This window comes from Streptomyces sp. UG1, from assembly GCF_049974585.1.
Taxonomy (GTDB): Bacteria; Actinomycetota; Actinomycetes; order Streptomycetales; family Streptomycetaceae; genus Streptomyces.
The window spans coordinates 43399-64373 of record NZ_JBNGGG010000020.1; the positions used below are offsets into that span (position 1 = coordinate 43399).

A 20975-nucleotide genomic window follows, 5' to 3' on the forward strand; every position below is an offset into this window, starting at 1 on the left:
GAGTGACCTCTGTGACCAGTAACACCAGTTCCGCGCCCTCGCTGTGGCTGCGCCGGCCGGCGCCCCGTGCGGCGGCGTCGATCTGCCTGGTGTGCTTCCCGCACGCGGGCGGCAGCGCCGCCTTCTACACCGCGTGGGCCCGGCTGCTGCCGCCGCACGTCGAGCTCGTCGCCGTGCAGTATCCGGGCCGGCAGGACCGGCTCGCGGAGCCGGCCGCCCAGTCCATGGACGAGCTGGCCGGAGCCGTCGCCGAGGCGCTGCGCGTGGACCGCCCGGACCGGGAACGCGTCCTGTTCGGGCACAGCATGGGGGCCTCGGTCGCGTGGGAGACCGCCCTGCGGCTGGAGGCCTCCGGCACCACGCCACGGCATGTCTTCGTCTCCGGCCGCCCCGGCCCGCGCCGCCAGCGCCCCGGCGGGGTGCATCTGCGCGACGACGACGGCCTCGCCGCCGAGTTGCGGCGCCTCGACGGCACCCACGCCGAACTGCTCGACGACCCGGAGGTACGGGCCGTGCTGCTGCCTTCGGTACGCGCCGACTACCGCCTCATCGAGACCTACCGCCCGGATCCGACGGCCCGCCTGCGCTGCCCGCTCACCGCGCTCACCGGTGACCGCGACGAGGAGGCGCCGGTGGCGGACGTCGCGGCCTGGAGCACAGCGACAGAGGGCGCCTTCGGCAGCCTGGTACTGCCCGGCGGGCACTTCTACCTGGTGCCGCAGGCGGAGCGGGTCGTCGCCGCCGTCGTCGATGCGTGCCGCGCGCCCACCGCCCATCCCGTGTTTCCCTGACCTGACCGGCCTGACTGGAGCGACATGACCACCCTTCCGGAAGCGGCGCCCGCGCGCGTCGACCTGACCGCGCTCGCCGACCTCGTCACCCCGTGGGCGATCCGGGTCGCGGCGACCCTGCGCCTGGCCGACCACATCGCCGCGGGCCACACGGCCCTGCCCGAATTGGCCCGGGCCGCGGGCGCCGACGTGGACGCGCTGCGGCGCATGCTGCGCGTGCTCGTCGGCCGTGGTGTCTTCGCCGAGCCGCGGCAGGACACGTACGCCCTGACGCCGGCGGCGGAACTCCTCAAGGACAGCGGGGCGTTCGGGCTGCGGGCCTGGTTCGACCTGGACGGCATGGGCGGGCGAATGGACCAGGCGTTCGGGCGGCTCCTGGACACCGTGCGCACCGGGGAGCCCGCGTATCCGCTCGTGCACGGCCGGTCCCTGTGGCAGGACACCTTGGACAGTCCCGAACTCGCCCGTTCCTACGCCGACTTGATGGCGGCGCACACGACGTTCGCGGCGCCGGAGGTCGTGGCCGCGCACCCGTGGCCCGAACGCGGGCACGTGGTGGACGTCGGCGGCGGTTCCGGGTCCCTGCTCAGCCGGCTGCTGACCGCGCGGCCGGGGCTGCGCGGCACGCTGCTGGACCTGCCGGAGGCGGCGGAAGAAGCCGGCCGGGCGCTGGCGGCAGCCGGGCACGGGCAGCGCGCCTCGGTGCACCCCGGGAGCTTCTTCGACCCGCTGCCGACCGGTGCGGATCTTTATCTCCTCACCTGGGTTCTGCACGACTGGAACGACGAGGACGCGGTGCGCATCCTGCGCCGCTGTGCCGAGGCGACGGCGGACGGCGATGGCTCGGTCCTGATCGTGGAGAACCTGGTCACCGAGGGGCGTCGCGCCGACGTGGCCGCCGCCATGGATCTACGGCTGCTGGTGCTGTTCGGCGGGCGGGAGCGTACGCCCGGGCAGTTGGACGAGCTGGTGTCCCGGGCCGGGCTGCGGGTGACGGGGCGCCGCGTCACCGGGACCGGGATCCATCTGGTGACCTGCTCCAGCTGACACACACACGGCGGTGGGCGGCACGGGGGAACCGTGCCGCCCACGCGTCATGTGCTCAGGACCGCGCCGCCAGCCTCCATCCACGCGTCCCTTCCCGCTCCCGCCAGAACTCCGCGTATCGTCCGCCGAGCTCCAGCAGTTCCTCGTGCGTGCCCTGCTCCACGATCCGACCGCCGTCCAGGAAGGCGATCAGGTCGGCGCCGCGGATGGTGTCGAGGCGATGGGCGACGACCAGGACCGTGCGGTCGGCGGTGAGCGCGGCCAGAGCCTGCTGGACCGCGGCCTCGTTCTCGGCGTCGAGGGCCGAGGTCGCCTCGTCGAGCAGGACGATGGGGGCCCGCTTGAGCAGGGCGCGGGCGATGGAGATCCGCTGGCGCTCGCCGCCGGACAGGGCCGCGCCGCCCTCGCCGACCCGCGCGGCCCAACCGTCCGGCAGCCGCTCGGTGATCTCGTCGACCCGGGCGAGCCGCCCGGCCGCCCGCACCTCCTCGTCCGTGGCGTCCTCGCGTCCGGCGCGGATGTTGTCCTCGATGGAGCCGGCGAAGAGGTACACGTCCTGGAAGACCATGGCCAGCCGGGACATGAGCTGGTCCGTCGTCAGGTCGCGTACGTCCGCGCCGCCGACGCGGACCGTGCCCGCGCTCACGTCCCAGAAGCGGGCGATCAGCCGGGTCACCGTCGTCTTGCCCGAGCCCGAGGGGCCCACCAGCGCCACGGTGTGCCCGGCCGGGACCCGCAGGTCGAGGCCGTCGAGAACGGTCCGCTCGTCGTCGTAGCCGAAGGAGACGCCGTCGAGTTCGATGCCGTACGACTCCGGCAGCGGGCCGTCGGTCGCGGGCTGCGGCAGCGGTGCGGAGGCGAGCATCCCGTCCAGGCGCTCCAAGGTGCCGCGGGCCACCCGCAGCGAGCCACCCAGCTCCGCCGCCGCGCCCATGGGTTCGACGAAGCGCACGGCGAGGACCAGCACCGCGATCAGCTCACCCGCGCCGACCGAGCCGCCGACCGCGAGGGCGGTGCCGAGGACCAGGACGCAGGTGAAGCAGACCTGCACGGCGAGCGCGAAGCCCGCGATGCCGGGCACACCGATGCGGACGGCGGCGCGGGCCTCGGCGTGCTGCTTGCGCAGGGCGGCGTCGAGGAGTTCGTGGTCCTGCGCCGTCCGCCCGAAGGCGCGCAGCGCGGGTTGGTGGCGGGCGAACTCCACGAGCCGGTCGGCGGTTTCGACGGACGCGGCATGGGACTGCCGGTCGACCCGGCCGAGCAATCGCCCGGACCAGCGGTAGGCGCCGGCCGCGACCGGCGCCGCCACCAGCATGGCCAGCGCGAGCCGCCAGTCGAAGGCGAACGTGGCGAGCACGACGACGGCGGGGGTGACGAAGGCATTGCACAGCGGCCGCAGCAGGTTGGCCGCGGCGTTCATCACCTGCACGACTCCCTGTCCCGCCAACTGGCCCAGCGCACCGGTGCGTTCGCCGCCGAACCAGCCCAGCGGCAGCGCGACGACGTGATCGCCGATCCGGCGGTGCAGATGGCGCCCGAGCTGCGCGCTGAAGCGGTTGCCCCGCACGGTCGCGGCGAACGCGGCGGCGCCGTAAGCGGCGGTGGCCACGGCAAGGGCGCCGACCCACGGCCAGGCCCCGGCAGGGTCGTCGCCGAGGAGCCGGGTCAGCAGCGGGACCAGGAAGGCGTACGCCAGGCCCTGGAGAGCCGCCGCGAGGACGGCCCACAGCACGACGCGGCGCAGCCCGTCGGTCTGCTCCCGGCCCAGTACGCGTGTCAGCAGCGCGGTCATCGCGCGACTCCCTTCTGCTGGAGGGCCCACATGCGTGCGTAGCGGCCGTCCAGGGCGAGCAGTTCGGTGTGGGTGCCCTGCTCCACGATCCGCCCGCCGTCCAGGACGGCGATGTGGTCGGCGTCCTGGACGGTCGCCAGCCGGTGGGCGATCACCAGCAGGGTGCGGCCGGCGGCGAGTGCGGACAGGGCCTGCTGGACGGCGGCCTCGGACTCGGGGTCGGCGAAGGATGTCGCCTCGTCGAGGACGAGGACGGGCGCGTCGGTGAGCAACGCCCGTGCGACGGAGAGGCGTTGGGACTCGCCGCCGGACAGGACGGCGTCCTCGCCGATGACCGAGTCGTAGGCGCGCGGCAGTGCGGTGATCCGGTCGTGGATGTGCGCGGCGCGCGCGGCCTGTTCGACGGCCTGGTCGTCGGCGTCGGGCCGGCCGAGCCGGATGTTGTCGCGGACGGTCGTGCGCAGCAGGTGGGGGTCCTGGAAGACGAAGGACACCTGCCGGTACAGGTCGGCCGGGGCTATGTCCCGGACGTCCGTGCCGCCGATGCGTACCGTTCCGGCGGTGGTGTCCCAGAAGCGGGGCACGAGCCGGGCGAGCGTGGACTTGCCCGAGCCGGAGGCGCCGACCAGGGCGGTGACCGTGCCGGGTCGTAGCGTCAGGTCGATATCGCTGAGTACCTGGGTGGCACCGTCGTAGCTGAAGGTCAGTCCCTCCAGTTCGACCTTGCCGTCAGCGCCCGCCGCCTTCGGCGCGGATGCCTCGGGCAACGGTGGGACGGCCAGCAGCGCGTGGATCTGACGGGCGCTCTGCAGGCCGCCCTGGACCGCGTGCCCGGACTGGGCCAGCCCCATCACGGAGCCGGTGATGGCCGGTCCCAGCAGGACGAACGGCACGAGGTCGACGGCGTCGGCCCAGCCCTGGGTGACGAAGAGCGTGCCGGCGGCGGTGGCGACGAGCAGGGCGGCCGGGCCGGAGAGGGCGAGCGCGGCCGAGGTGCTGGCCCGCGTCGTACTCATGATCCAGTCCCGGAAGAAGACGGAGAAGTCGTCGGCCGCGTCGTCGTAGGCGCGGTGGGCGCGGGAGGTGCGGCCGTACGCCTTGATCACGGCGATTCCGTGGACGAGTTCGACGACGGCGGCGTTCACGGCGCCCATGGAGCCGAAGAAGCGTGCCGTCACCTCCTCGCCGCCCGACATGGCCTGCTTGAAGAAGTAGATGCCGACCAGGAGGGGCAGCAGCGCGACGAGGGCGAGCCGCCAGTCCACGGTCAGGAGGTAGGCGAGGGCGGTCAGCGGGGCGACGAGCGCGGCGGTGACCTCCAGCGCGGTGTGCGCCACCAGGTGGTGCAGCGTGGAGATGTCGTCGGCGGCCGCCTTCTTCACCTCACCCGAGCTGTTGTCGGTGAACCATCCGAGCGGCACCCGGCCGAGGTGGCGGGCGAGTCGCCGCCGCAGGTCGAGTTGGAGGTCGGCGTCGGCGTGGTGGGTGAGGACGCCGGCGGTGGCGTAGAGGACGAGCCGGGCGACGAGGGCGCCGACGGCCGTCCAGGCGGCGGCCCAGGCGCGGCCCTCGTCCGGACCGCCGGGCGCCAGCAGAGCGCGGGCCAGTTCGGCGACGGCGATGAACGGGATCATCGAGCAGACCGCGGCGGCCGCCTGGGCCAGGATCGCGGCGGTCAGGCGCCCGCGTATGGGGGCGATGAGTTCACCGAGGCCCGGCGGCTTCGCCGGGGTCTCGGGTGCGGGGAGGGTGTCGGGGGTGCCCTCTCGCGTGTCGGCGAGGGCCGCGCCGGTCATGGTGGGTGTTCCTCTCGGGTCAGGGGTGGAACGGAGTACGGCTCAGGGGGTGGGACGGATGACTGCGAAATCGGGGGCGAGCGCAGTGCATTGGAGCCCGGCCGCCGCGGCTTCCTCGGCAAGTGCCTCGATGCCGATGCCGGACCAGGGCAGGGGTACGGCGTGTTCGCGTACGACGGTTTCGCCGTCGCGTACGCGGTAGGTGAGCGTCCAGCCGTCGTCGGCGCCCTCGCTCCACGACTCGTAGTCCAGGTCGCCCACGCGGCGGGTCGAAAGCCGCAGCGGGGCGCGGGTCGGGGGTGCGGTGCGGTCGAGGACGTCGACGACGGCAGGGGCTCCGGGTGCCAGTCGCGCGGCCAACGACCGCCACAGGGCGGCGCGTTCGCCGAGGTCGAGATGGCCGACGACACCGAGGACGACGGCCGCGCACAAGCGGTCCGGCAGTGGTACGTCCGTCAGCGTGCCCGCGACGACGGTGACGCGCTCGGCGAGCCCGGGGCGGCAGGCGAGCCGCGTGGCCAGTGCGATGCGCATCCCGGCGGAGGGCTCGATCGCGATCACCCGCGCGCCGGGGACGGCGTCGGCGGCGGCCTCGGTGGACAGGCCGGTGCCTGCGCCCAGGTCGAGCAGCGGGCCGTTCGCGGGGTCGGCGCCGTCGAGGGCGCGGCGCAGGTGGGGACCGAGCCGTGCCCAGGCGGGCCCGGCGAGCAGGTCGTAGAACTCGGCGGCACCGCCGTACAGGTCACGGTCGGTGTCAGGCGGCAGGGGCATCGGCCGGCTCCTCGGCAGCGGTGAGCTGGTCCTTGTCGCGGATGAGGGTCCACGAGGCGAGGGCGGCGAGCAGGCTGACCACGGACGCCGTCACGAGGATCGTCGCGAGGCCGTCGGTGAGCGCGGAGCGGGCCGCGTCCAGGACGGGTTCGCGGGCGCCCGTCGGCAGGGCGCGTTCGAGGGGCCCGAACTGCCCGGCGGCGACGGCGTCCCGGACCTGCTGCCGCATTCCCTCCGGGACGTGCAGCGCGGCGAGTCGCGCATCGTCCAGGTCATGGTCGATACGGGTGCTGAACACCGCGCCGAAGGCGGCGACGCCGGCCGCCGTGCCGAGCGGGAAGAAGGTGTTGGTCATCCCGGAGGCCATTCCGGCCCGCTCCGGCGGTACGACACCGACGGCGATGCCCATGAGCGGCGGGAAGGCGATCGCCCCGCCGATGCCGAGCAGCACCAGACCGGGCAGCATCACCAGCCAGGAGTCGTCGGGGCCGACGCGCGCCATGGTGAGCAGCCCGAGCGCGGTGATGCCCGTGCCGAGGGCCATGACCGCGCGGGTGGGCAGCAGCTTGAGCAGCAGCCCGCTGAACGGGGCGACCAGCATGATGAAGGCCGTCATCGCCAGCAGCCGCAGCCCGGTGCCCAGCGGGCTGTGCCCGAGCATCCCCGACAGCCACAGGATCAGATACGGCAGGACACCGAAGCTGACCACCCGGCAGACGAAGCTGAGCACGATCGCCCCGCTGAACGAGGGCACCCGCAGCAGCCGTACGTCGAACAGGGCCGCGTCCCGCTGCCGGACCTCCCAGGCCACGAACCCGGCGACGAGCAGGGCGCCGCCGACGAGGGGCAGCAGCGCGGAGGCGGACGTCCAGCCGTCCTCGGGGCCGGTCACCAGGCCGTAGTTGAGGCCGAGCAGGGCGCCGGCGGCGAGCAGCAGCCCGAGGAGATCGAACCTGCCCTCGGGGCGCGGCAGACGGCTTGCCCGGTCGTCGTGTGGCACCCGCAGCACGGTGCCCAGCACGATGAGGACGCCGACCGGCAGGTTGACGTAGAAGATCCACCGCCAGTCGAGGCCCTCGACGACGGCGCCGCCGACCAGCGGGCCGAGGGCCGCGGCGGCGCCGCCCGCGGCGGAGAACATCCCGATGGCGGACTGGCGGCGCCGGCCCTCGTAGGCCCCGGCGATCAGGGCCAGCGCGGTGGACATCACCAGCGCGCCGCCCAGGCCCTGCAGGGCGCGGCAGGCGATGAGCGTGCCGACGCCGGGCGCCGCGCCGCAGCCCGCCGAGGCGGCGGTGAAGACGGCGACGCCGGTGAGGAACATGCGGCGGCGGCCGATGCGGTCGGACAGTGATCCGGCGGGCAGCAGGAGGGCGGCGAAGACGAGCGTGTAGGCGTTCACCACCCATTGCAGTCCGGTCAGTCCGGCGTCGAGGTCGGCGGCCACCTCGGGCAGGGCGACGTTGACGACGGTGATGTCCAGGGTCATCAGCACGGCGGCCAGCGACGTCATGGCGAGCAGCCAGCCGCCGCCGGCTGCCGGAGCGGTCTCGGCCGGCGGCTCCTGGCGTATGTCCTGGGTCATGGGAACCCCTCGCAGACATGGATATACGGCGTATACGGATGGGCGGACGGCAGCCGCGCACCGCCCTGGGCAGGGGACGGCGGGGTCAGTCCGCCAGCAGGCCCCGCAGGAGGGCCCTCAGACCCGGCACGAACAGGTCCTCGGCCGCGCCCGCGTGGGGCGGCCGGGACAGCAGCCGGGCCAGTCGGGGATGGTCGTCCATACCGACTCGGGTCATCAGTTCCCGCCGGGCGGGGCGGGCCTCGGGCCCCAGCGCGGGCAGGTACGACAGGTGGCCGAAGGTGTACCACCACAGGGCCCAGTACGCGTCGGCCGCCTGCTCGTCGTCCAGCCCGGCCTCGGCCAGGAGGGCGAGCACATGCTCGACGAACCGCGCGGCGCGCGGCCCGAACAGCTCGCCGCCCCTGAGGACTTCGGCCACCCACGGCTCCGCCGTCAGATGGTCGTGCAGTGCCCGGAAGGCCAGGACCAGCCGGTCCGAAGGCGAACCGGCACCGTCCGGTATCACCAGCTCCTCGGCCACCTCGTCCAGCATGGCGACCAGCAGTTCGCGCTTGTCGCCCACGTGCCGGTACAACGCCATGGCCGTCACGCCGAGTTCGCCCGCCACCCGGCGCAGGGTGACCGCGGTCAGTCCTTCGTCGCGGGCCAGCCGCCGGCCGACGGCCACGACGGTCGTCCGGTTCAGCGGTGCGCGTCGTTTCCCGGTCCCGGGCTGTGTCCCGTCGCTGTCGGTCGTCGTGCTCGGCATACCGCCACCCTAGAGTCACCGTGTCGCGTCCTCTCCGCGGGCCCGTGCACGGGGCATGGCCGCCACCAGTGCGCGGGTCACGTCGTGTCCGGGCCGGCTGAGCACCCGGGCGGCCGGTCCCGTCTCGCGGAACCGCCCGTCGTGCAGTACGGCCACCCGGCCGCCGAGGCGTGCGGCCACCGACAGGTCGTGCGTGACCATGACGACGGCGACCCCCAACTCCGTGCGCAGCCGGGCGATCAGCTCGACGACTCCGACGGCCACGGACGGGTCCAGCGCGCTGGTCACCTCGTCGCAGAGCAGCACCTCGGGGTTCGCGGCCAGCGCCCGTGCGAGGGCGACGCGCTGGCGCTGGCCGCCCGAGAGCGCGCCGGGAAGCCGGGCGGCCAGGCCTGCGCCGAGGCCGACCTGTGCCAACAGCCGCTCGACCGCCGCCTGTTGCTGTTCCCTGGACAGGTCCTGCCGGAGCACGAGAGGGCGGCCGACGATCGTGGCCACGGTGTGGCGCGGGTTGAGCGAGGCGTACGGGTCCTGGGGTACGAGCTGCACGCGACGCCGTTGCCGGGGGTCGCGGTCGCGCACGTCAGGTGCGAGGGCCTCGTCGTGGAGACGGATCTCGCCGCTCGTCGGGGCGTCGAGACCGGCGAGGCAGCGCAGCAGGGTCGTCTTGCCGCAGCCGGAGGGGCCGACGACGGTCAGGCAGTCGCCGGTGCCGAGATCGAGGGACACGCCGTCGAGGACCCGTGTCGCGCGGCGGAGGAGAGCGAGATCCGAAGCCTGGAGCAAGGGACCCCCTTGCGAGCCCTCCTGTCCTGTGGGGCCCTCCGGCCGGGCGGCCTCGACCAAGGCCTGTCCGCGCTCGCTGACCGGGTCGCTCAATACGGCCTCGGCAGGCCCGTGTTCAACGATCCGCCCACCGTCCATGACCGCCACCCGGTCCGCAACGGCGGCCACCGCGGCCAGGTCGTGGGACACCAGCAGCACCGCCGTGCCCGTCTCGCCGCGCAGCCGGGTCAGGTCGGCGAGGAAGGCGGCCGCGGTGACGGTGTCCAGGGCGCTGGTCGGCTCGTCCAGGACCAGCAGCCGCGGTTCGGCGGCCAGAGCCACGGCCAGCGCCACCCGCTGCCGCTGGCCTCCGGACATCTGGTGCGGCCGGCGGTGCGCGATCTCGGACGGCCGGTCCAGTCCCGCGAGCCGCAAGGCCCGTTCGACGCGTTGCGGCCACTGCTCCTCGGGGACCCGGCGGGCCCGCAGCACCTCGGCGATCTGCGCGTCGGCCCGCAGGTGCGGTGCCAGTGCGGTGCGCGGGTCCTGGGCGACGTAGCCGCACACGGATGCGCGCAGCCGCCGTAGCCGCCGCCGGTCGAGGGCCAGGGCGGGGTGGCCGTCGAGCCATGCCTGGCCGTCGGTGTGCCGCAGCCCCGCCGCCACGTGTCCGAGGGCGGCGAGGACGAGCGTGCTCTTGCCGCTGCCCGACTCCCCTACGACGGCGAGGAGTTCACCGGGCGCGAGGTCGACGTCGACGCCGTCCAGCACGGGACGCCCGCCTTCGGTCTCCACCCGCAGCCCCCGCACGGAGAGCAGCAGCTCACCGGGCGCGTCGGCCGTCGGAGCGGTGGTGGTGCGCCGACGGCCCGGCCTGCGCGGCCTGCGCGCCTCGACGTCGGGGAAGGCCGCGTCGAGCAGCAGATTCGTGGCGAGCAGGAGGACGAGGAGCAGAGCCGCCGGTGCCAGGACCGCGAGGGGCTGGAGGGTGAGCCCGTCGCGGTTCTCCAGCACCATCAGCCCCCAGTCGGCGGCCGGGGGTTGAGTGCCGTATCCGAGGAAGGCGGCGGTCGCCACGACGGTGATCGCGCCGAGGAAGCGGACCCCGGCGTCGGCGGCGAGGACCGGGGCGAGGTTGGGCAGCACCTCGCGCCCCAGCACGCTCGCCGTGCGCTCGCCTCGCGCGATGGCGACCTCCACGTAGTCCTGGGCCAGGATCCGCAGCGTCGCGGCGCGGACCACGCGGATGCTCTCGGGCAGCAGCACGAGTCCCGTGGCGAGCGCGACGCCCGCCGGGCCGCGTCCGGTGGCCACGACCACCACGCTCAGCAGCAGGAAGGCGGGCATGCCCAGCAGGACGTCGGCCAGCCGCAGGATCAGGGTGTCGGTCCAGCCCCTGCGCCAGGCGGCGGTCATGCCGGCCACCGCCGCGAAGGCGCACACCGCCGCCGTGACCGCGAGGCCGTTCAGCAGCAGCGAGCGACCGCCGGACAGCACGCGGCTGAGTACGTCGGAGCCCAGCCGGTCGGTGCCCAGGGGGGCTTGGGCGCTGCCGGGCGCGTACGGGATGTCCACGGCGTCGGTGACCTGGTGCGGCGCGAGCAGTGGTCCGAGGAGGGCCACGCCCACGACCAGTAGCAGGACGGCGAGCGCCGCGCGTCCGCCCCATCGCCGTCGCGGCGGTGCGTCGTCGGCCATCGTGGCCGCGACGGACGGCGGGCGCACGGGGGTGAGGGTCATCGCGGGTGCCTCTGCACGGGGTCGAGGAGCGGTACGGCCAGGTCGGCGGCGAGGTTCGCGGCGACCGCGACGGCGGCGCCGAGCAGCGCCACGGCCTGCACCACGGGGACGTCCCGGGCCGCCGTGGCGTCCACCAGGAGTGCGGCGAGCCCGGGGTAGCCGAACAGGGACTCCGCGACCAGCGCCCCGCCGAGCAGGTAGGCGACGGAACGGGCGAGCATCGGAACGGCGGGGCCGAGTCCGGCGGGCAGCACGTAGCGCAGGGCGACCCGGTGTTCGGGGATCCCGTTCAGGCGGGCCGCGTCCACCGCCGGGGACCGGGCGGCCTCGGCCACTCCGGCCCGGACCAGCCGCAGGTTCTGCGCCAGGCTCACCGAGACGAGGGTGAGCACCGGCAGGACGAGCACGGCCGGATCGTCCAGTGGCCCCTGCCCGGCGCCGAGCAGGGACACGGCGGGCAGCCAGCCGAGGCCGGCCGCGAACACCGCCATCAGCAGGGCGCCGGTGACGAACTCCGGCACGGCGGCCAGGCCCAGCGCGCCGCCCGACACGATCCGGTCGCCGCGCCGCCCGGCCCGCAGCCCCGCCCACAGTCCGAGCCCGACGGCGAGCGGGACGAGCACAGCCGTGGCGGCGAGACCGAGGACGAGGGAGTTGCCGAACCGGTCCCCGATCAGCTCGCCCACCGGCCGGCCGCTGGCGTAACTCGCCCCGAAGTCACCGCGGACGACATGCCCGAGCCAGTCGAGGTAGCGCACCGGCGCGGGCCGGTCCAGTCCCAGCCGGTCCCGCAGCGCCGCGACGGCGTCCTCGGACGCCTGCGGTCCCAGCCGGGCGGTGGCCGCGTCGCCGGGGGCGGCCTCGGTGGCGGCGAACACCAGCACCGACACGGCGAACAGCACGAGCAGCGCGCCGCCGATCCGCGCCGGCCACCGGCGTGAGAACCGCGGCCGCTTCCCGCCGATTCGGCTCATCCCGGTCACTCGACGAACGCGTCCCGCAGGCTGGGGAAGTCCGCGTAGCCACGCGACTCGACCCCGTGCGCCTTCGCCGCCGCACCCGACACGGTCGGCACGCGCGCGAACAGGGCGTCCCCGCCGTGCTCGTGCAGGTGCTTGAGCACGTCCGCGACCCGTGCGCGCCGCTGTTCGTCCCGGGTCGCCCGGTTCATGGCGGCGATCAGCGGATCGAGCGCGGCTGCGTCCTTGGTGCCGGTGAGCGGGAAGGAGGCCGTCGAGCCGTAGTACGTCCGGATGGCCAGCGGCAGCGGGTTGGGATGGTAGGCGGCGGTCTGGACCGGCGTGCTGAGGATCGTCTTGAAGTCGCTGTAGTAGTCGGCGGCGGGCACCTTGTCGAGGGTCGCCTTGATGCCGGCCTTCTCCAGCATCGGCACCATCGCGGTGGCGCTCTCCTCGGTGCCGTAGTCGTAGTCGGAGGTGCGGATCCGCACCGCGAGCCCCTCCTGACCGGCCTCCTTGAGCAGCTTGCGGGCCTGCTCCGGGTCGTACCCGGTCTGCGCGATGCTCGTGTCGTAGTACGGCTGGTGCGCGCCCACCAGGTCGTTGCCGACCTCACCCTGGCCGAGGGTGACCGTCCGCACCAGGGCTTCGCGGTCGAGCGCGAGCTTCACAGCCCGAACGACACGTGGGTCGGTGAACGGCTTCAGCCCGAGGTTCATGGGGAGGTTGAGGTCGACCCACAGGTCCTTGGAGGGGGTCTCGAGACGCAGGGCGCTGTTGCCGCGTTCGGTGCGCAGAGCGGTCAGGGCGAGGCCGCCGGCGTACTCGAACTGGCCGGACTTCAGGCCGCTGAGCCGTGCCGCCGCGTCGGTGACGGGGATCAGTTCCAGCTCGTCCAGGTAGGGGCCGCCGTTGTCCGCGTCCCAGTAGTCCTCGCGGGGGACGAGCAGGCTGCTGCGCCCGGCCTGCCACTTCTTCACCACGTACGGCCCGCTGCCCACCGCCTTCGCGAGGTTCTTGGTGCCGTCGGGGAAGACGAACATGGAGTGCGCGAGGGCGAGATCGAAGAACCCGTCGGCCATGGTGAGCGGCAGTTCCACGGTCCGCGCGTCACGTGCGCGTGCCTTCTTCAGGTCGAGGTGCGTCATGAACCCGGCCTGCGGGCTCCGCTTCTCGACGAGCATGCGCAGACTGAACAGCACGTCGTTCGCGGTGAGTTGGCGCCCATCGCTGAAGGTGACGCCCTTTCTGATCCGTACGGTCCACTGCGTGGCGTCGGAGTTGGGCTCGACGGTCTCCGCGAGCCGCCACACCGGCTTCCCGCCGTCCAGTTCGCCGAGGGCGTCCCAGACGACGCGGGCGCGCACGTAGTCGATGCCGACGCCCGCGGCGAGCGTCGGGTCGGTGGACTCCGTGCTGCCACCGATGAACGCCGCCCGCAGTTTTCCGCCCTTGCGCGGGGTGGCGGACGCCCTTGCGGCGGCGGGCCGCTCATCGCCCCCGCCTCCGCAGGCCGCCAGCGCCCCGCCGGCGGCCACCGCCACCGCTCCTCCCGCGACGCCGCGCAGCGCGGCACGCCGAGTTATCACTCCGGTTCCCTCTCCCCTGGCACACACACCGGCCCCAGGGGTCTGAACGCCTGGGGTATACGACGTAGATGACCCTACCCATGACGAAAATCATTTTCAATAACGAGCCGGATACCGTTGCGCGTCAGCTCGAGGTCCCAGGCCACGAGGTACCAGTGGCCGCGCCAGGTGACCAGGTGGTGAGGCGGGGTCGCTCAGCGGTGGCGGCGTGGTTGTGCCCGTAGTCGAAGCGAAGCTCGACATGGGTACGGGCCATGTCCGTCGTGACCACCACCCACCTGAACTTCCGAGGCGCCGCGTCCGCGGCGCTGGGCTTCTGCCAGTCGGCCTTCGGCGGGCGCACCGTCGACGTCACGGACAAGGACGCCGGCAACGTACGGAACGAGAACTCGGCGGACTGGGTGACAGCGCCCTGTGGCTAGGCCTGGGGCGCGAGGGGGCGCCAGTGAACTGCTCGTCCGGCTCATCAGCCGGACGATGGCTCGATCCGCGCCCCCTGGACATCACTCTCGCGGCTCTTCGGGAAGGCGGTATGCGGCGAGGGCGGCGATGTCGTCGTCGAGGCTTCCGCTGCTGTAGGCGAGCAGGTCTTGGTGCAGGTGGTCGAGGAGTTCGCGGGGAGGGAGCGTTGTCCAGGCCCGGCTGCGCTCGGTGAGCGGGTAGAAGGATCCGGTGGGGTCGCGTGTCTCGGTCACGCCGTCGGTGTACAGCAGCAGCCGGTCGCCGGGGTGGAAGGGCTCGACATCCACGCGGTAGCGCTCGCCGAGCAGAATGCCGAGGTTGATGGGGAGAGCCGGGTCGGCCGAGTCCAGTTCGGTGACGCCGTCGGGGCCCAGCCGCAGGGGTGGCGGGTGGCCGCAGTTGACGATGCGGACCAAGGGTTCGTGATCGGGAACCTCGGCGAACACGGCGGTGACGAAGCGCTCCGCCGCTTCGCTGCCCGGCAACTGTGCGGCCCTGCGGCTCATGCTCTGTTCGACGCGATGCGCCACACCGGCCAGGTCGGGCTCGTCGTAGGCGGCCTCACGGAAGGCGCCGAGCATCGTGGCGGCCGTCTCCACCGCGAGCAGACCCTTGCCCCGGACATCGCCGATGAGCAGTCGGACTCCGTGCGCGGTGGGCACCGCCTCGTACAGGTCACCGCCGATGCGTGCCTCGGCGTCGGCGGACAGGTAGAGCGCCTCCATCGAGAGCCGGCCGAGGCGGCGGGGCACCGGGCGCAGCAGCACCCGCTGCGCGGTCTCGGCCACGGAGCGCACGCTCGCGAGCGTGCGCTCACGGCGCGTCCGGTGGGCGGCCATGATCGTGCCGAGGACGCCGACCAGGGCGGTGCAGACGTAGGCGCCCACGTAGTGGCGATCCCACAGGTAGCCCACCATGCGCCCCGCACAACACGGAGTGCCGGCCAGGACGCCTTCGAACACGACGGCGAAGGCCGCGATGGCCGCGACACCGACAGGTCCGTGGGCGTAGGCGGCGACCACCGGGAGAGCGATGAGCAGGAAGCTCACCGGCCACTGCACCGGAGTGATCGGCTCGAGCACCAGGATGCCGGCGACGTAGAGGGCCGGCAGCCAGCGCATCCATGCCGGCGGGGCAGGCACCCGGGGTCCCGTGCCGTTCGCCCGCGCCGCACGGCGGCCTTCGGCTCCACGACGGCCGGGCCACCTCACCGCTCACTCCGGCCGCGGATCCACCGACGCGTCCTGTGCACAAGAACTCCTGGCAGGCCTCGACCGCATTGTCAGGATCTTCATCGTAATTCCATGACATTGGCGATTGGTGGAGGTTGCCATGGCGTCGCCGCGGCATCGGGTCAAGCGGTGGCGAGGAGTTCGAGCGTGTCGATCACGCGGTTGGAGAAGCCCCACTCGTTGTCGTACCAGGCGACCACCTTGACGTGACGTCCGTCGACGCGGGTGAGGGCCGAGTCGAAGATGGACGAGGCCGGGTTGCCCGTGATGTCGGACGACACGAGCGGGTCGTCCGAGTACTCGAGGACGCCGGCGAGCGGCCCCTGCGCCGCGGCGCGGTACGCCGCCAGCACGTCGTCGCGCGTCACATCGCGGGCGACGGTCGTGTTGAGTTCGACGATCGAGCCCACCGGAACCGGCACGCGGATCGAGTCGCCCGACAGCTTTCCGTCGAGGTTCGGCAGCACGAGGCCGATCGCCTTGGCGGCGCCCGTCGTGGTCGGCACGATGTTGACTGCGGCCGCACGGGCGCGGCGGGCGTCGCGGTGCGGACCGTCCTGCAGGTTCTGCTCCTGGGTGTAGGCGTGCACCGTCGTCATGAACCCGTGCTCGATGCCGGCGAGCTCGTCAAGGACCGCGGCCAGCGGCGCGAGCGCGTTGGTCGTGCAGGAGGCGTTCGAGACGATCGTGTGCACGGCCGGGTCGTACGCGGCGGTGTTGACCCCGTACGCGAGCGTGACGTCGGCGCCGTCCGACGGCGCGCTGACGAGCACCCTTTTCGCGCCCGCGTCGAGGTGTGCGCGAGCGGCCTTGGCCGAGGTGAAGCGGCCGGTGGCTTCCAGGACGATGTCCACGCCGAGTTCGGCCCATGGCAACTGTGCCGGTTCGCGCTCGGCGAGCACCGTGATGCGGTGTCCGTCGACGACGAGGGCGTCCCCGTCGACGGTCACCGGGCGGCCGAGCCGGCCGGCCGTCGAGTCGTAGGCGAGCAGCCGCGCGAGGGTGGCGGGCTCCGTGAGGTCGTTGACGGCGACGACCTCGAGGTCGCTGGTGCGTTCGAGCAGCGCGCGCAGCACATTGCGTCCGATGCGGCCGAATCCGTTGATGGCGATACGGGTCATGAGGGGTCTCCTTTCGGTTCACGACCAGCCTCGCGTGCCGTCCTCGCTCGTGACCGCGGCGTGAGCGCCACGGTTCGAAAGGATCCCGCCAGGCGGTGGCCGGCTACTCCCCCTGGGTGAACGTGCGCCGGTACTCGCTCGGGGTGGTGCCGAGGATGCGGTGGAAGTGCAGCCGCAGATTCGTGCCGGTGCCCAGACCGACGTCGGCGGCGATCTGTTCGACGCTGCGCTCCGAGCGCTCCAGCAGCTCACGGGCCATGTCGATGCGGGCGCGCATGACCCACTGCATCGGCGTGTACCCGGTGTCCTCGACGAAGCGTCTCGAGAAGGTGCGCGGCGAGACCGCGGCGTGCCGGGCGAGCACATCGAGGGTGAGGGGCTCGCCGAGCCGGTGCAGGGCCCACTCGCGAGTGGTGGCGAACCGTTCGCCGAGCGGCTCGGGCAGGCTGCGCGGCACGTACTGCGCCTGACCGCCGCTGCGGTAGGGGGCGGCGACCAGCCGCCGGGCAGCGTGATTCGACGCGGCCACCCCGAGGTCTCCGCGCAGGATGTGCAGGCACAGGTCGATGCCGGAGGCGGCGCCGGCCGACGTCAGCACGCTGCCCTCGTCGACGAAGAGGACGTTCTCGTCGACTCGGACGAGTGGATGCTTAGCCTTGAGCGCCTGTGAGTAATGCCAGTGCGTCGTGGCGCGCTTGCCGTCGAGCAGGCCCGTGGCGGCGAGCGCGAAGGCGCCCGTGGAGATGGCGGCGAGCCGCGCGCCCCGATCGTGGGCGGCGAGCAGCGCGTCGACGACGGCCGACGGCGGATCGTCCCGGTCCGGATTCCGGTAACCGGGGATGAAGACGACATCGGCCCACGCCAGGGCGTCGAGGTCGTGGGCGACGTGGTACGACAGGCCGTCGCCGCCGGTCACGAGACCGGTCCGCGCACCGCAGACCCGGACCTCGTACGGCATGCTCGCCCGGGTCGTGAACACCTGCGCGGGAATGCCGACATCGAGCGGCTTCGCACCCTCGAGCACAAGGACGGCGACGCGATGGAGGCGGGTGGGAGGCACGGGGAACAGGGTACGAGGGGTGTTTCGGTGGTCAGTCGGCGCGGACGATCGTGGAGTCCACCACCCCGGCGACCGGACTCAACCGGACGGCGTGACCGAGGACCACACGCCGAACCACTGCTCGGCGCCGTACTCCTCGAACCGCTCGACCTCGGTGAACCCCAGCTTCGCCGCGAGGCGCATCGAGCGGGTGTTGGCGGCAGCGGCACGAGGAGCGCCGGCACGGACCTGCGCTGGCCCGCCAGGCGCTGGACATGTTCACCGGGGCGGTGGACGGCGAAGAGGACCGGCATGATCTGGTCGTCACCCACAACTTCCTGGTCGCCTGGCTCGTCCGGGACGCCATGCACGCACCGAAGTGGCGCTGGCTCGGCCTCAACCACTGCAACGCAGCACTCACGGTCATCCGCTACGCGCCCGGTCGACCCGCCACCGTCCTCCTCTCCAACGACATGCGGCATCTGCCCACCGAGCTGCGCTGGACGGGCTTTCCCCCCGAGCTGCACGTCTGAGCGGGCCGGCACCGCCACAGGCCGGGCCGCCGGCGCGCTCAGCCGAACCGCAGGATGCGCGGTGCGAAGGTGCCCTCCGGGCCGGCGGCGCGGCCGACCGACCACACCGTCTCCGTGCCCGGTACCGTCGCCAGGTGCAGCCGGGACGAGTCGCCCTCGCCGGCCACCGCCGGTTCGCTGTACTCGGTGAACGCCTGTCCGTTCCAGGCGAGGAAGTCCGGCCCGGGGACGAGCGGCGGAGAGCTGCCCGGCGGGCCCCACTTCTGCGAACCGGACACCGCGACCCAGGCCAGCGCGCCGGAGGTACTGGGCGCCAGGGAGCTGATCGAGCCGAAGTCGGTGGGCACGGTCACCCGGCTCCACTGCTGCCCGTCCCAGCGGACCAGCAGTGGCGGAATCGGCCGGCCCGGCGGGCCGCCGACGAAGCCGGCCGTGCCACCCGCCCACACCTCCGTCGGCGAGACCGCCAGCACACTGCCCACGGCCGACCGCGGGAACCCGTCCACGGTCGTCTGCTGCCACTCCTGCCCGTCCCAATGCGACACGGCCGCACCGGAGTTGGTGGCGCCTGCGGCCCAGACGTCGTCGGCCGCCAGGATGTGCAGTCCGTATACGGCTCCCGGCGGCACGGGCACGTCCTGCCAGCCGCGCCCGTTTCGGCGCAGCAACACCTGGGCGCCGTCCCGCGAACCGATCAGCCAGGTCTCACCGGCGCCGGCGACGACTTTGGTCAGTACGACGCCACGCGGCGGCCTGCTTTCGTACCAGGCGGTGCCGTCGAAGCGCAGCAGGTGAGCACCGCCCGCCGAGTCACGGCCGACGGCCCAGGCCGCGGTCGGCGAGGGCGCGGCGATGGAGAGCAGCTCCCCCTGCCAACCGACCTTGGGCAGACTCTGGCGCTGCCACGCGGTACCGTCCCAGCGCAGCATCAGCGGAAAGCCCGGCGCCTCGCGGCCGACGGCGTCGGCACCCACCGCCCACGCCCGGTCCGGCCCGAGCGCCACGGCATCGTTCAGCCCCGCCTGCGGCCGTACCTGCGCGGGAACCGGAACGTGCTGCCAGGACAGGGTGTCCGCCGCGGCCGAGGACATGGCCGTGATGAGGGTCAGGGCGGCGGCGAGGGCCGTGACGAGAAGTCTGCGCAGCATGGTCAGCCTCCCAGCCGTTCGCTCATCAGGTTCGGTTTCGTGCCGTAGATCTCGACGGTTCCGAAGGACAGCAGCGAGGACCACCCGGTTCTCGCCAGTGCACGCGGTTTGACGTCGATCGTGTCTGTGCGCTCCGGGCCGTAGGAGAAGGCGGTGCGGGAGCCGTTCACCCGCACGTACTTCGACTGGAACGCACGGTCGCTGCGCACCGGCAGCCACAGCGCGCCGTCCGGGCCGCGCACCATGGTCCCGGTGTAGGTGTCGCCCAGCGGTGGGTGCGTGGTGCGCCAGGCCCCGAGCCCGCTCCAGGTCATCAGGTAGGTGCGGACCGCGCCTTCGGTGTACTGGCTGCCGCCGATGGTGACCCGGCCGGACGGTTCGAGCAGGATCGTGTGCACGTTGCTGTTCGGCGGCAACGGCACTTTGGCGTCCCGCCACGCCGTGCCGTCCCAGCGCAGGACGGTGCTCCCGGTGCTGGTGTCCGCCCAGGCCCAGGCGTCGGTGGCAGTGCGCGCGGTGATCCCCATCAGGACCAGCACACCGTCCGGGGTGGACTGCGTGGTCCAGCCGGAGCCGTCGTAGTGCAACACCTTCAGCCCGGTGTCATCCTCACCGACCACCCACGCGGCACCCGGTACCGCGGCGAAGTCCTGGTAGGTCCACAGGGTTTGCGGCAGCGGGACGGCACTCCACCCTCCCGCCGACCGGCGCAGGATCTGCCCCGCTTCTGTGCCGCTGCGGAAGATCCACACGTCGTCACCGACGAACTGCACTTTTCCGAGCCGACCCGACTCACCGGCGCCGGGAAAGGTCGTGTCCCTGCTCCACGCCGTGCCGTCCCATCGGTACAGCATCGGGCGCAGTCCATCGGCGGCGCGCTCGTACCCGGTCGCCCACGCCTCGCCCGGCCCGCGTGCGGCGAGATCTGACACGGTCACCGGCGGGGCCGCCGCCGGCACCGGCAGCGCGGACCAGCTGGGTGCCACAGCCGCGGCCGGCGACACCACCGCGGTACACGCGATCACAAGGCAGACAACGACAGCACGGAGACCGTTCACGAGACCCCCCATGTCTCGGAGGTCGCAGAGCTTATGGGCGTTCACTCAGCCGTGAACAGACGGCATTTCGGCCATGCCGATGCGACAGGGGTCGCCTCGGTGGACGGATCTGGATCGCGTGGCTGGACGGCCGGTGGTGACCGAACCCACGGTCGAGCGCTTTCGACTGTTCGCCATCATCGGGCTCGGCGAGGTCGTCATCGGTTTCGGTTTCTGTGGAGCCACGCCGACTTGGTGTCCCGACGGCCGGCCCACGAGACCGGCCACTCCCTGGCAACCTGGATCTTCACTCAAGTCGGTACAAGCCGTGCTCGTCACGGAGTCGCGCTGAGCGGTCGGTCACTGTTCAGTCGAGACAGAACTCGTTGCCCTCGATGTCCTGCATCACGATGCATGACTCGTTGTCATCATCGGCAGGCAGCAGTTGCACACGTACCGCGCCGAGCGCGACCAGTCGTGCGCATTCGGCCTCGAGCGCGGCCAGGCGCTCTTCACCCACGAGCCCGGCGCCCACCCGCACGTCAAGATGGACCCGGTTCTTGACGACCTTGCCCTCGGGAACGCGCTGAAAGAACAGCCGCGGGCCCACACCCGAGGGATCACTGCATGCGAACCACGAACCCTGGTCCTCAGGCGGCAGCGAGCGATTGAAGTCGTCCCACGTGGCAAACCCCTTCGGGGGTGAGGGCACGACGTACCCCAGCACCTCGCACCAGAAGCGAGCGACGCGCTCAGGTTCCGCACAGTCGAAGGTGACTTGGACCTGCTTGATCGTTGGCATCGACGCACCATAGCA

The 20975-nt window shown here is 73.0% G+C and carries 17 protein-coding genes and 2 pseudogenes; 4 read left to right on the plus strand and 15 right to left on the minus strand.

Features of this window, described 5'->3' with window-relative positions:
- Positions 1-2 precede the first annotated feature (2 nt).
- Both ACP4J3_RS22660 and ACP4J3_RS22665 read left to right on the plus strand, forming a co-directional pair.
- Complete coding sequence (locus ACP4J3_RS22660) at positions 3-791, plus strand: thioesterase II family protein (protein WP_426537217.1); 789 nt, start codon at positions 3-5, stop codon at positions 789-791.
- A 24-nt stretch (positions 792-815) separates the two neighbouring features.
- On the plus strand, positions 816-1838 hold the full coding sequence (locus ACP4J3_RS22665; protein WP_426537219.1) for a methyltransferase: 1023 nt from the start codon (positions 816-818) through the stop codon (positions 1836-1838).
- Between the two features lie 55 nt (positions 1839-1893).
- On the opposite strand, the gene ACP4J3_RS22670 is transcribed toward ACP4J3_RS22665, so the two are convergent.
- The 8 genes from ACP4J3_RS22670 to ACP4J3_RS22705 all read right to left on the minus strand — a co-directional run bounded on the left by ACP4J3_RS22670 (position 1894) and on the right by ACP4J3_RS22705 (position 13586).
- The gene (locus tag ACP4J3_RS22670) at positions 1894-3630 is read right to left on the minus strand and encodes an ABC transporter ATP-binding protein (protein ID WP_426537221.1); all 1737 of its coding nucleotides are present in this window, start codon (positions 3628-3630) and stop codon (positions 1894-1896) included.
- A complete protein-coding gene (locus ACP4J3_RS22675) occupies positions 3627-5426 on the minus strand; it encodes an ABC transporter ATP-binding protein (protein ID WP_426537223.1) in 1800 nt (599 codons plus the stop codon). Before ACP4J3_RS22675 ends, ACP4J3_RS22670 begins: the two co-directional genes overlap by 4 nt.
- A 42-nt stretch (positions 5427-5468) precedes the next feature.
- A complete protein-coding gene (locus ACP4J3_RS22680; RefSeq protein WP_426537225.1) occupies positions 5469-6197 on the minus strand; it encodes a class I SAM-dependent methyltransferase in 729 nt (242 codons plus the stop codon).
- Positions 6181-7782: an MFS transporter gene (locus tag ACP4J3_RS22685; RefSeq protein ID WP_426537227.1), complete on the minus strand. Its 1602-nt coding sequence runs from the start codon at positions 7780-7782 to the stop codon at positions 6181-6183. The genes ACP4J3_RS22680 and ACP4J3_RS22685 overlap by 17 nt, the downstream gene beginning before the upstream one ends.
- Positions 7783-7867: 85 nt before the next feature.
- Positions 7868-8533, minus strand: a complete 666-nt coding sequence (locus ACP4J3_RS22690) for a TetR/AcrR family transcriptional regulator (RefSeq protein ID WP_426537229.1) — start codon at positions 8531-8533, stop codon at positions 7868-7870.
- A gap of 15 nt (positions 8534-8548) precedes the next feature.
- Positions 8549-11038, minus strand: a complete 2490-nt coding sequence (locus ACP4J3_RS22695; protein ID WP_426537231.1) for an ATP-binding cassette domain-containing protein — start codon at positions 11036-11038, stop codon at positions 8549-8551.
- Complete coding sequence (locus ACP4J3_RS22700; RefSeq protein WP_426537233.1) at positions 11035-12012, minus strand: ABC transporter permease; 978 nt, start codon at positions 12010-12012, stop codon at positions 11035-11037. The genes ACP4J3_RS22695 and ACP4J3_RS22700 overlap by 4 nt, the downstream gene beginning before the upstream one ends.
- A gap of 5 nt (positions 12013-12017) precedes the next feature.
- Entirely contained in the window at positions 12018-13586 is a 1569-nt protein-coding gene (locus ACP4J3_RS22705; RefSeq protein WP_426537235.1) for an ABC transporter substrate-binding protein, read from the minus strand.
- Between the two features lie 263 nt (positions 13587-13849).
- On the opposite strand from ACP4J3_RS22705, the gene ACP4J3_RS22710 reads away from it, so the two are divergent.
- Positions 13850-14008, plus strand: a complete 159-nt coding sequence (locus tag ACP4J3_RS22710; protein ID WP_426537237.1) for a hypothetical protein — start codon at positions 13850-13852, stop codon at positions 14006-14008.
- 81 nt (positions 14009-14089) lie between these two features.
- On the opposite strand, the gene ACP4J3_RS22715 is transcribed toward ACP4J3_RS22710, so the two are convergent.
- The 4 genes and pseudogenes from ACP4J3_RS22715 to ACP4J3_RS22730 all read right to left on the minus strand — a co-directional run.
- The gene (locus ACP4J3_RS22715; protein WP_426537239.1) at positions 14090-15190 is read right to left on the minus strand and encodes a PP2C family protein-serine/threonine phosphatase; all 1101 of its coding nucleotides are present in this window, start codon (positions 15188-15190) and stop codon (positions 14090-14092) included.
- A 212-nt stretch (positions 15191-15402) separates the two neighbouring features.
- Positions 15403-16401, minus strand: coding sequence for a type I glyceraldehyde-3-phosphate dehydrogenase (gene gap, locus ACP4J3_RS22720; protein ID WP_426537241.1), 999 nt, complete (start codon positions 16399-16401; stop codon positions 15403-15405).
- Positions 16402-16504: 103 nt separating this feature from the next.
- Positions 16505-17461: a GlxA family transcriptional regulator gene (locus tag ACP4J3_RS22725; protein WP_426537243.1), complete on the minus strand. Its 957-nt coding sequence runs from the start codon at positions 17459-17461 to the stop codon at positions 16505-16507.
- Positions 17462-17539: 78 nt separating this feature from the next.
- A pseudogene (locus tag ACP4J3_RS22730) lies at positions 17540-17659 on the minus strand (GNAT family N-acetyltransferase); the annotation flags it as partial.
- Positions 17660-17670: 11 nt separating this feature from the next.
- On the opposite strand from ACP4J3_RS22730, the pseudogene ACP4J3_RS22735 reads away from it, so the two are divergent.
- A pseudogene (locus ACP4J3_RS22735) lies at positions 17671-17973 on the plus strand (histidine phosphatase family protein); the annotation flags it as partial.
- A 38-nt stretch (positions 17974-18011) separates the two neighbouring features.
- Here ACP4J3_RS22735 and ACP4J3_RS22740 read toward each other — a convergent pair.
- From ACP4J3_RS22740 to ACP4J3_RS22750, 3 genes are all read right to left on the minus strand, one after another.
- Positions 18012-19121 carry a hypothetical protein gene (locus tag ACP4J3_RS22740; protein ID WP_426537245.1) on the minus strand — a complete coding sequence of 370 codons (1110 nt, stop codon included), beginning with the start codon at positions 19119-19121 and terminating at the stop codon, positions 18012-18014.
- Between the two features lie 2 nt (positions 19122-19123).
- On the minus strand, positions 19124-20179 hold the full coding sequence (locus tag ACP4J3_RS22745) for a hypothetical protein (RefSeq protein WP_426537247.1): 1056 nt from the start codon (positions 20177-20179) through the stop codon (positions 19124-19126).
- 346 nt (positions 20180-20525) lie between these two features.
- On the minus strand, positions 20526-20960 hold the full coding sequence (locus ACP4J3_RS22750; protein WP_426537249.1) for a VOC family protein: 435 nt from the start codon (positions 20958-20960) through the stop codon (positions 20526-20528).
- Positions 20961-20975 lie beyond the last annotated feature (15 nt).

Coding starts and splice junctions, on each gene's coding strand:
- ACP4J3_RS22665 (WP_426537219.1), top strand. CDS start 816: ATGACCACCCTTCCGGAAGCGGCGCCCGCGCGCGTCGACCTGACCGCG.
- ACP4J3_RS22670 (WP_426537221.1), bottom strand. CDS start 3,630: ATGACCGCGCTGCTGACACGCGTACTGGGCCGGGAGCAGACCGACGGG.
- ACP4J3_RS22675 (WP_426537223.1), bottom strand. CDS start 5,426: ATGACCGGCGCGGCCCTCGCCGACACGCGAGAGGGCACCCCCGACACC.
- ACP4J3_RS22680 (WP_426537225.1), bottom strand. CDS start 6,197: ATGCCCCTGCCGCCTGACACCGACCGTGACCTGTACGGCGGTGCCGCC.
- ACP4J3_RS22685 (WP_426537227.1), bottom strand. CDS start 7,782: ATGACCCAGGACATACGCCAGGAGCCGCCGGCCGAGACCGCTCCGGCA.
- ACP4J3_RS22690 (WP_426537229.1), bottom strand. CDS start 8,533: ATGCCGAGCACGACGACCGACAGCGACGGGACACAGCCCGGGACCGGG.
- ACP4J3_RS22695 (WP_426537231.1), bottom strand. CDS start 11,038: ATGACCCTCACCCCCGTGCGCCCGCCGTCCGTCGCGGCCACGATGGCC.
- ACP4J3_RS22700 (WP_426537233.1), bottom strand. CDS start 12,012: ATGAGCCGAATCGGCGGGAAGCGGCCGCGGTTCTCACGCCGGTGGCCG.
- gap (WP_426537241.1), bottom strand. CDS start 16,401: ATGACCCGTATCGCCATCAACGGATTCGGCCGCATCGGACGCAATGTG.
- ACP4J3_RS22740 (WP_426537245.1), bottom strand. CDS start 19,121: ATGCTGCGCAGACTTCTCGTCACGGCCCTCGCCGCCGCCCTGACCCTC.
- ACP4J3_RS22750 (WP_426537249.1), bottom strand. CDS start 20,960: ATGCCAACGATCAAGCAGGTCCAAGTCACCTTCGACTGTGCGGAACCT.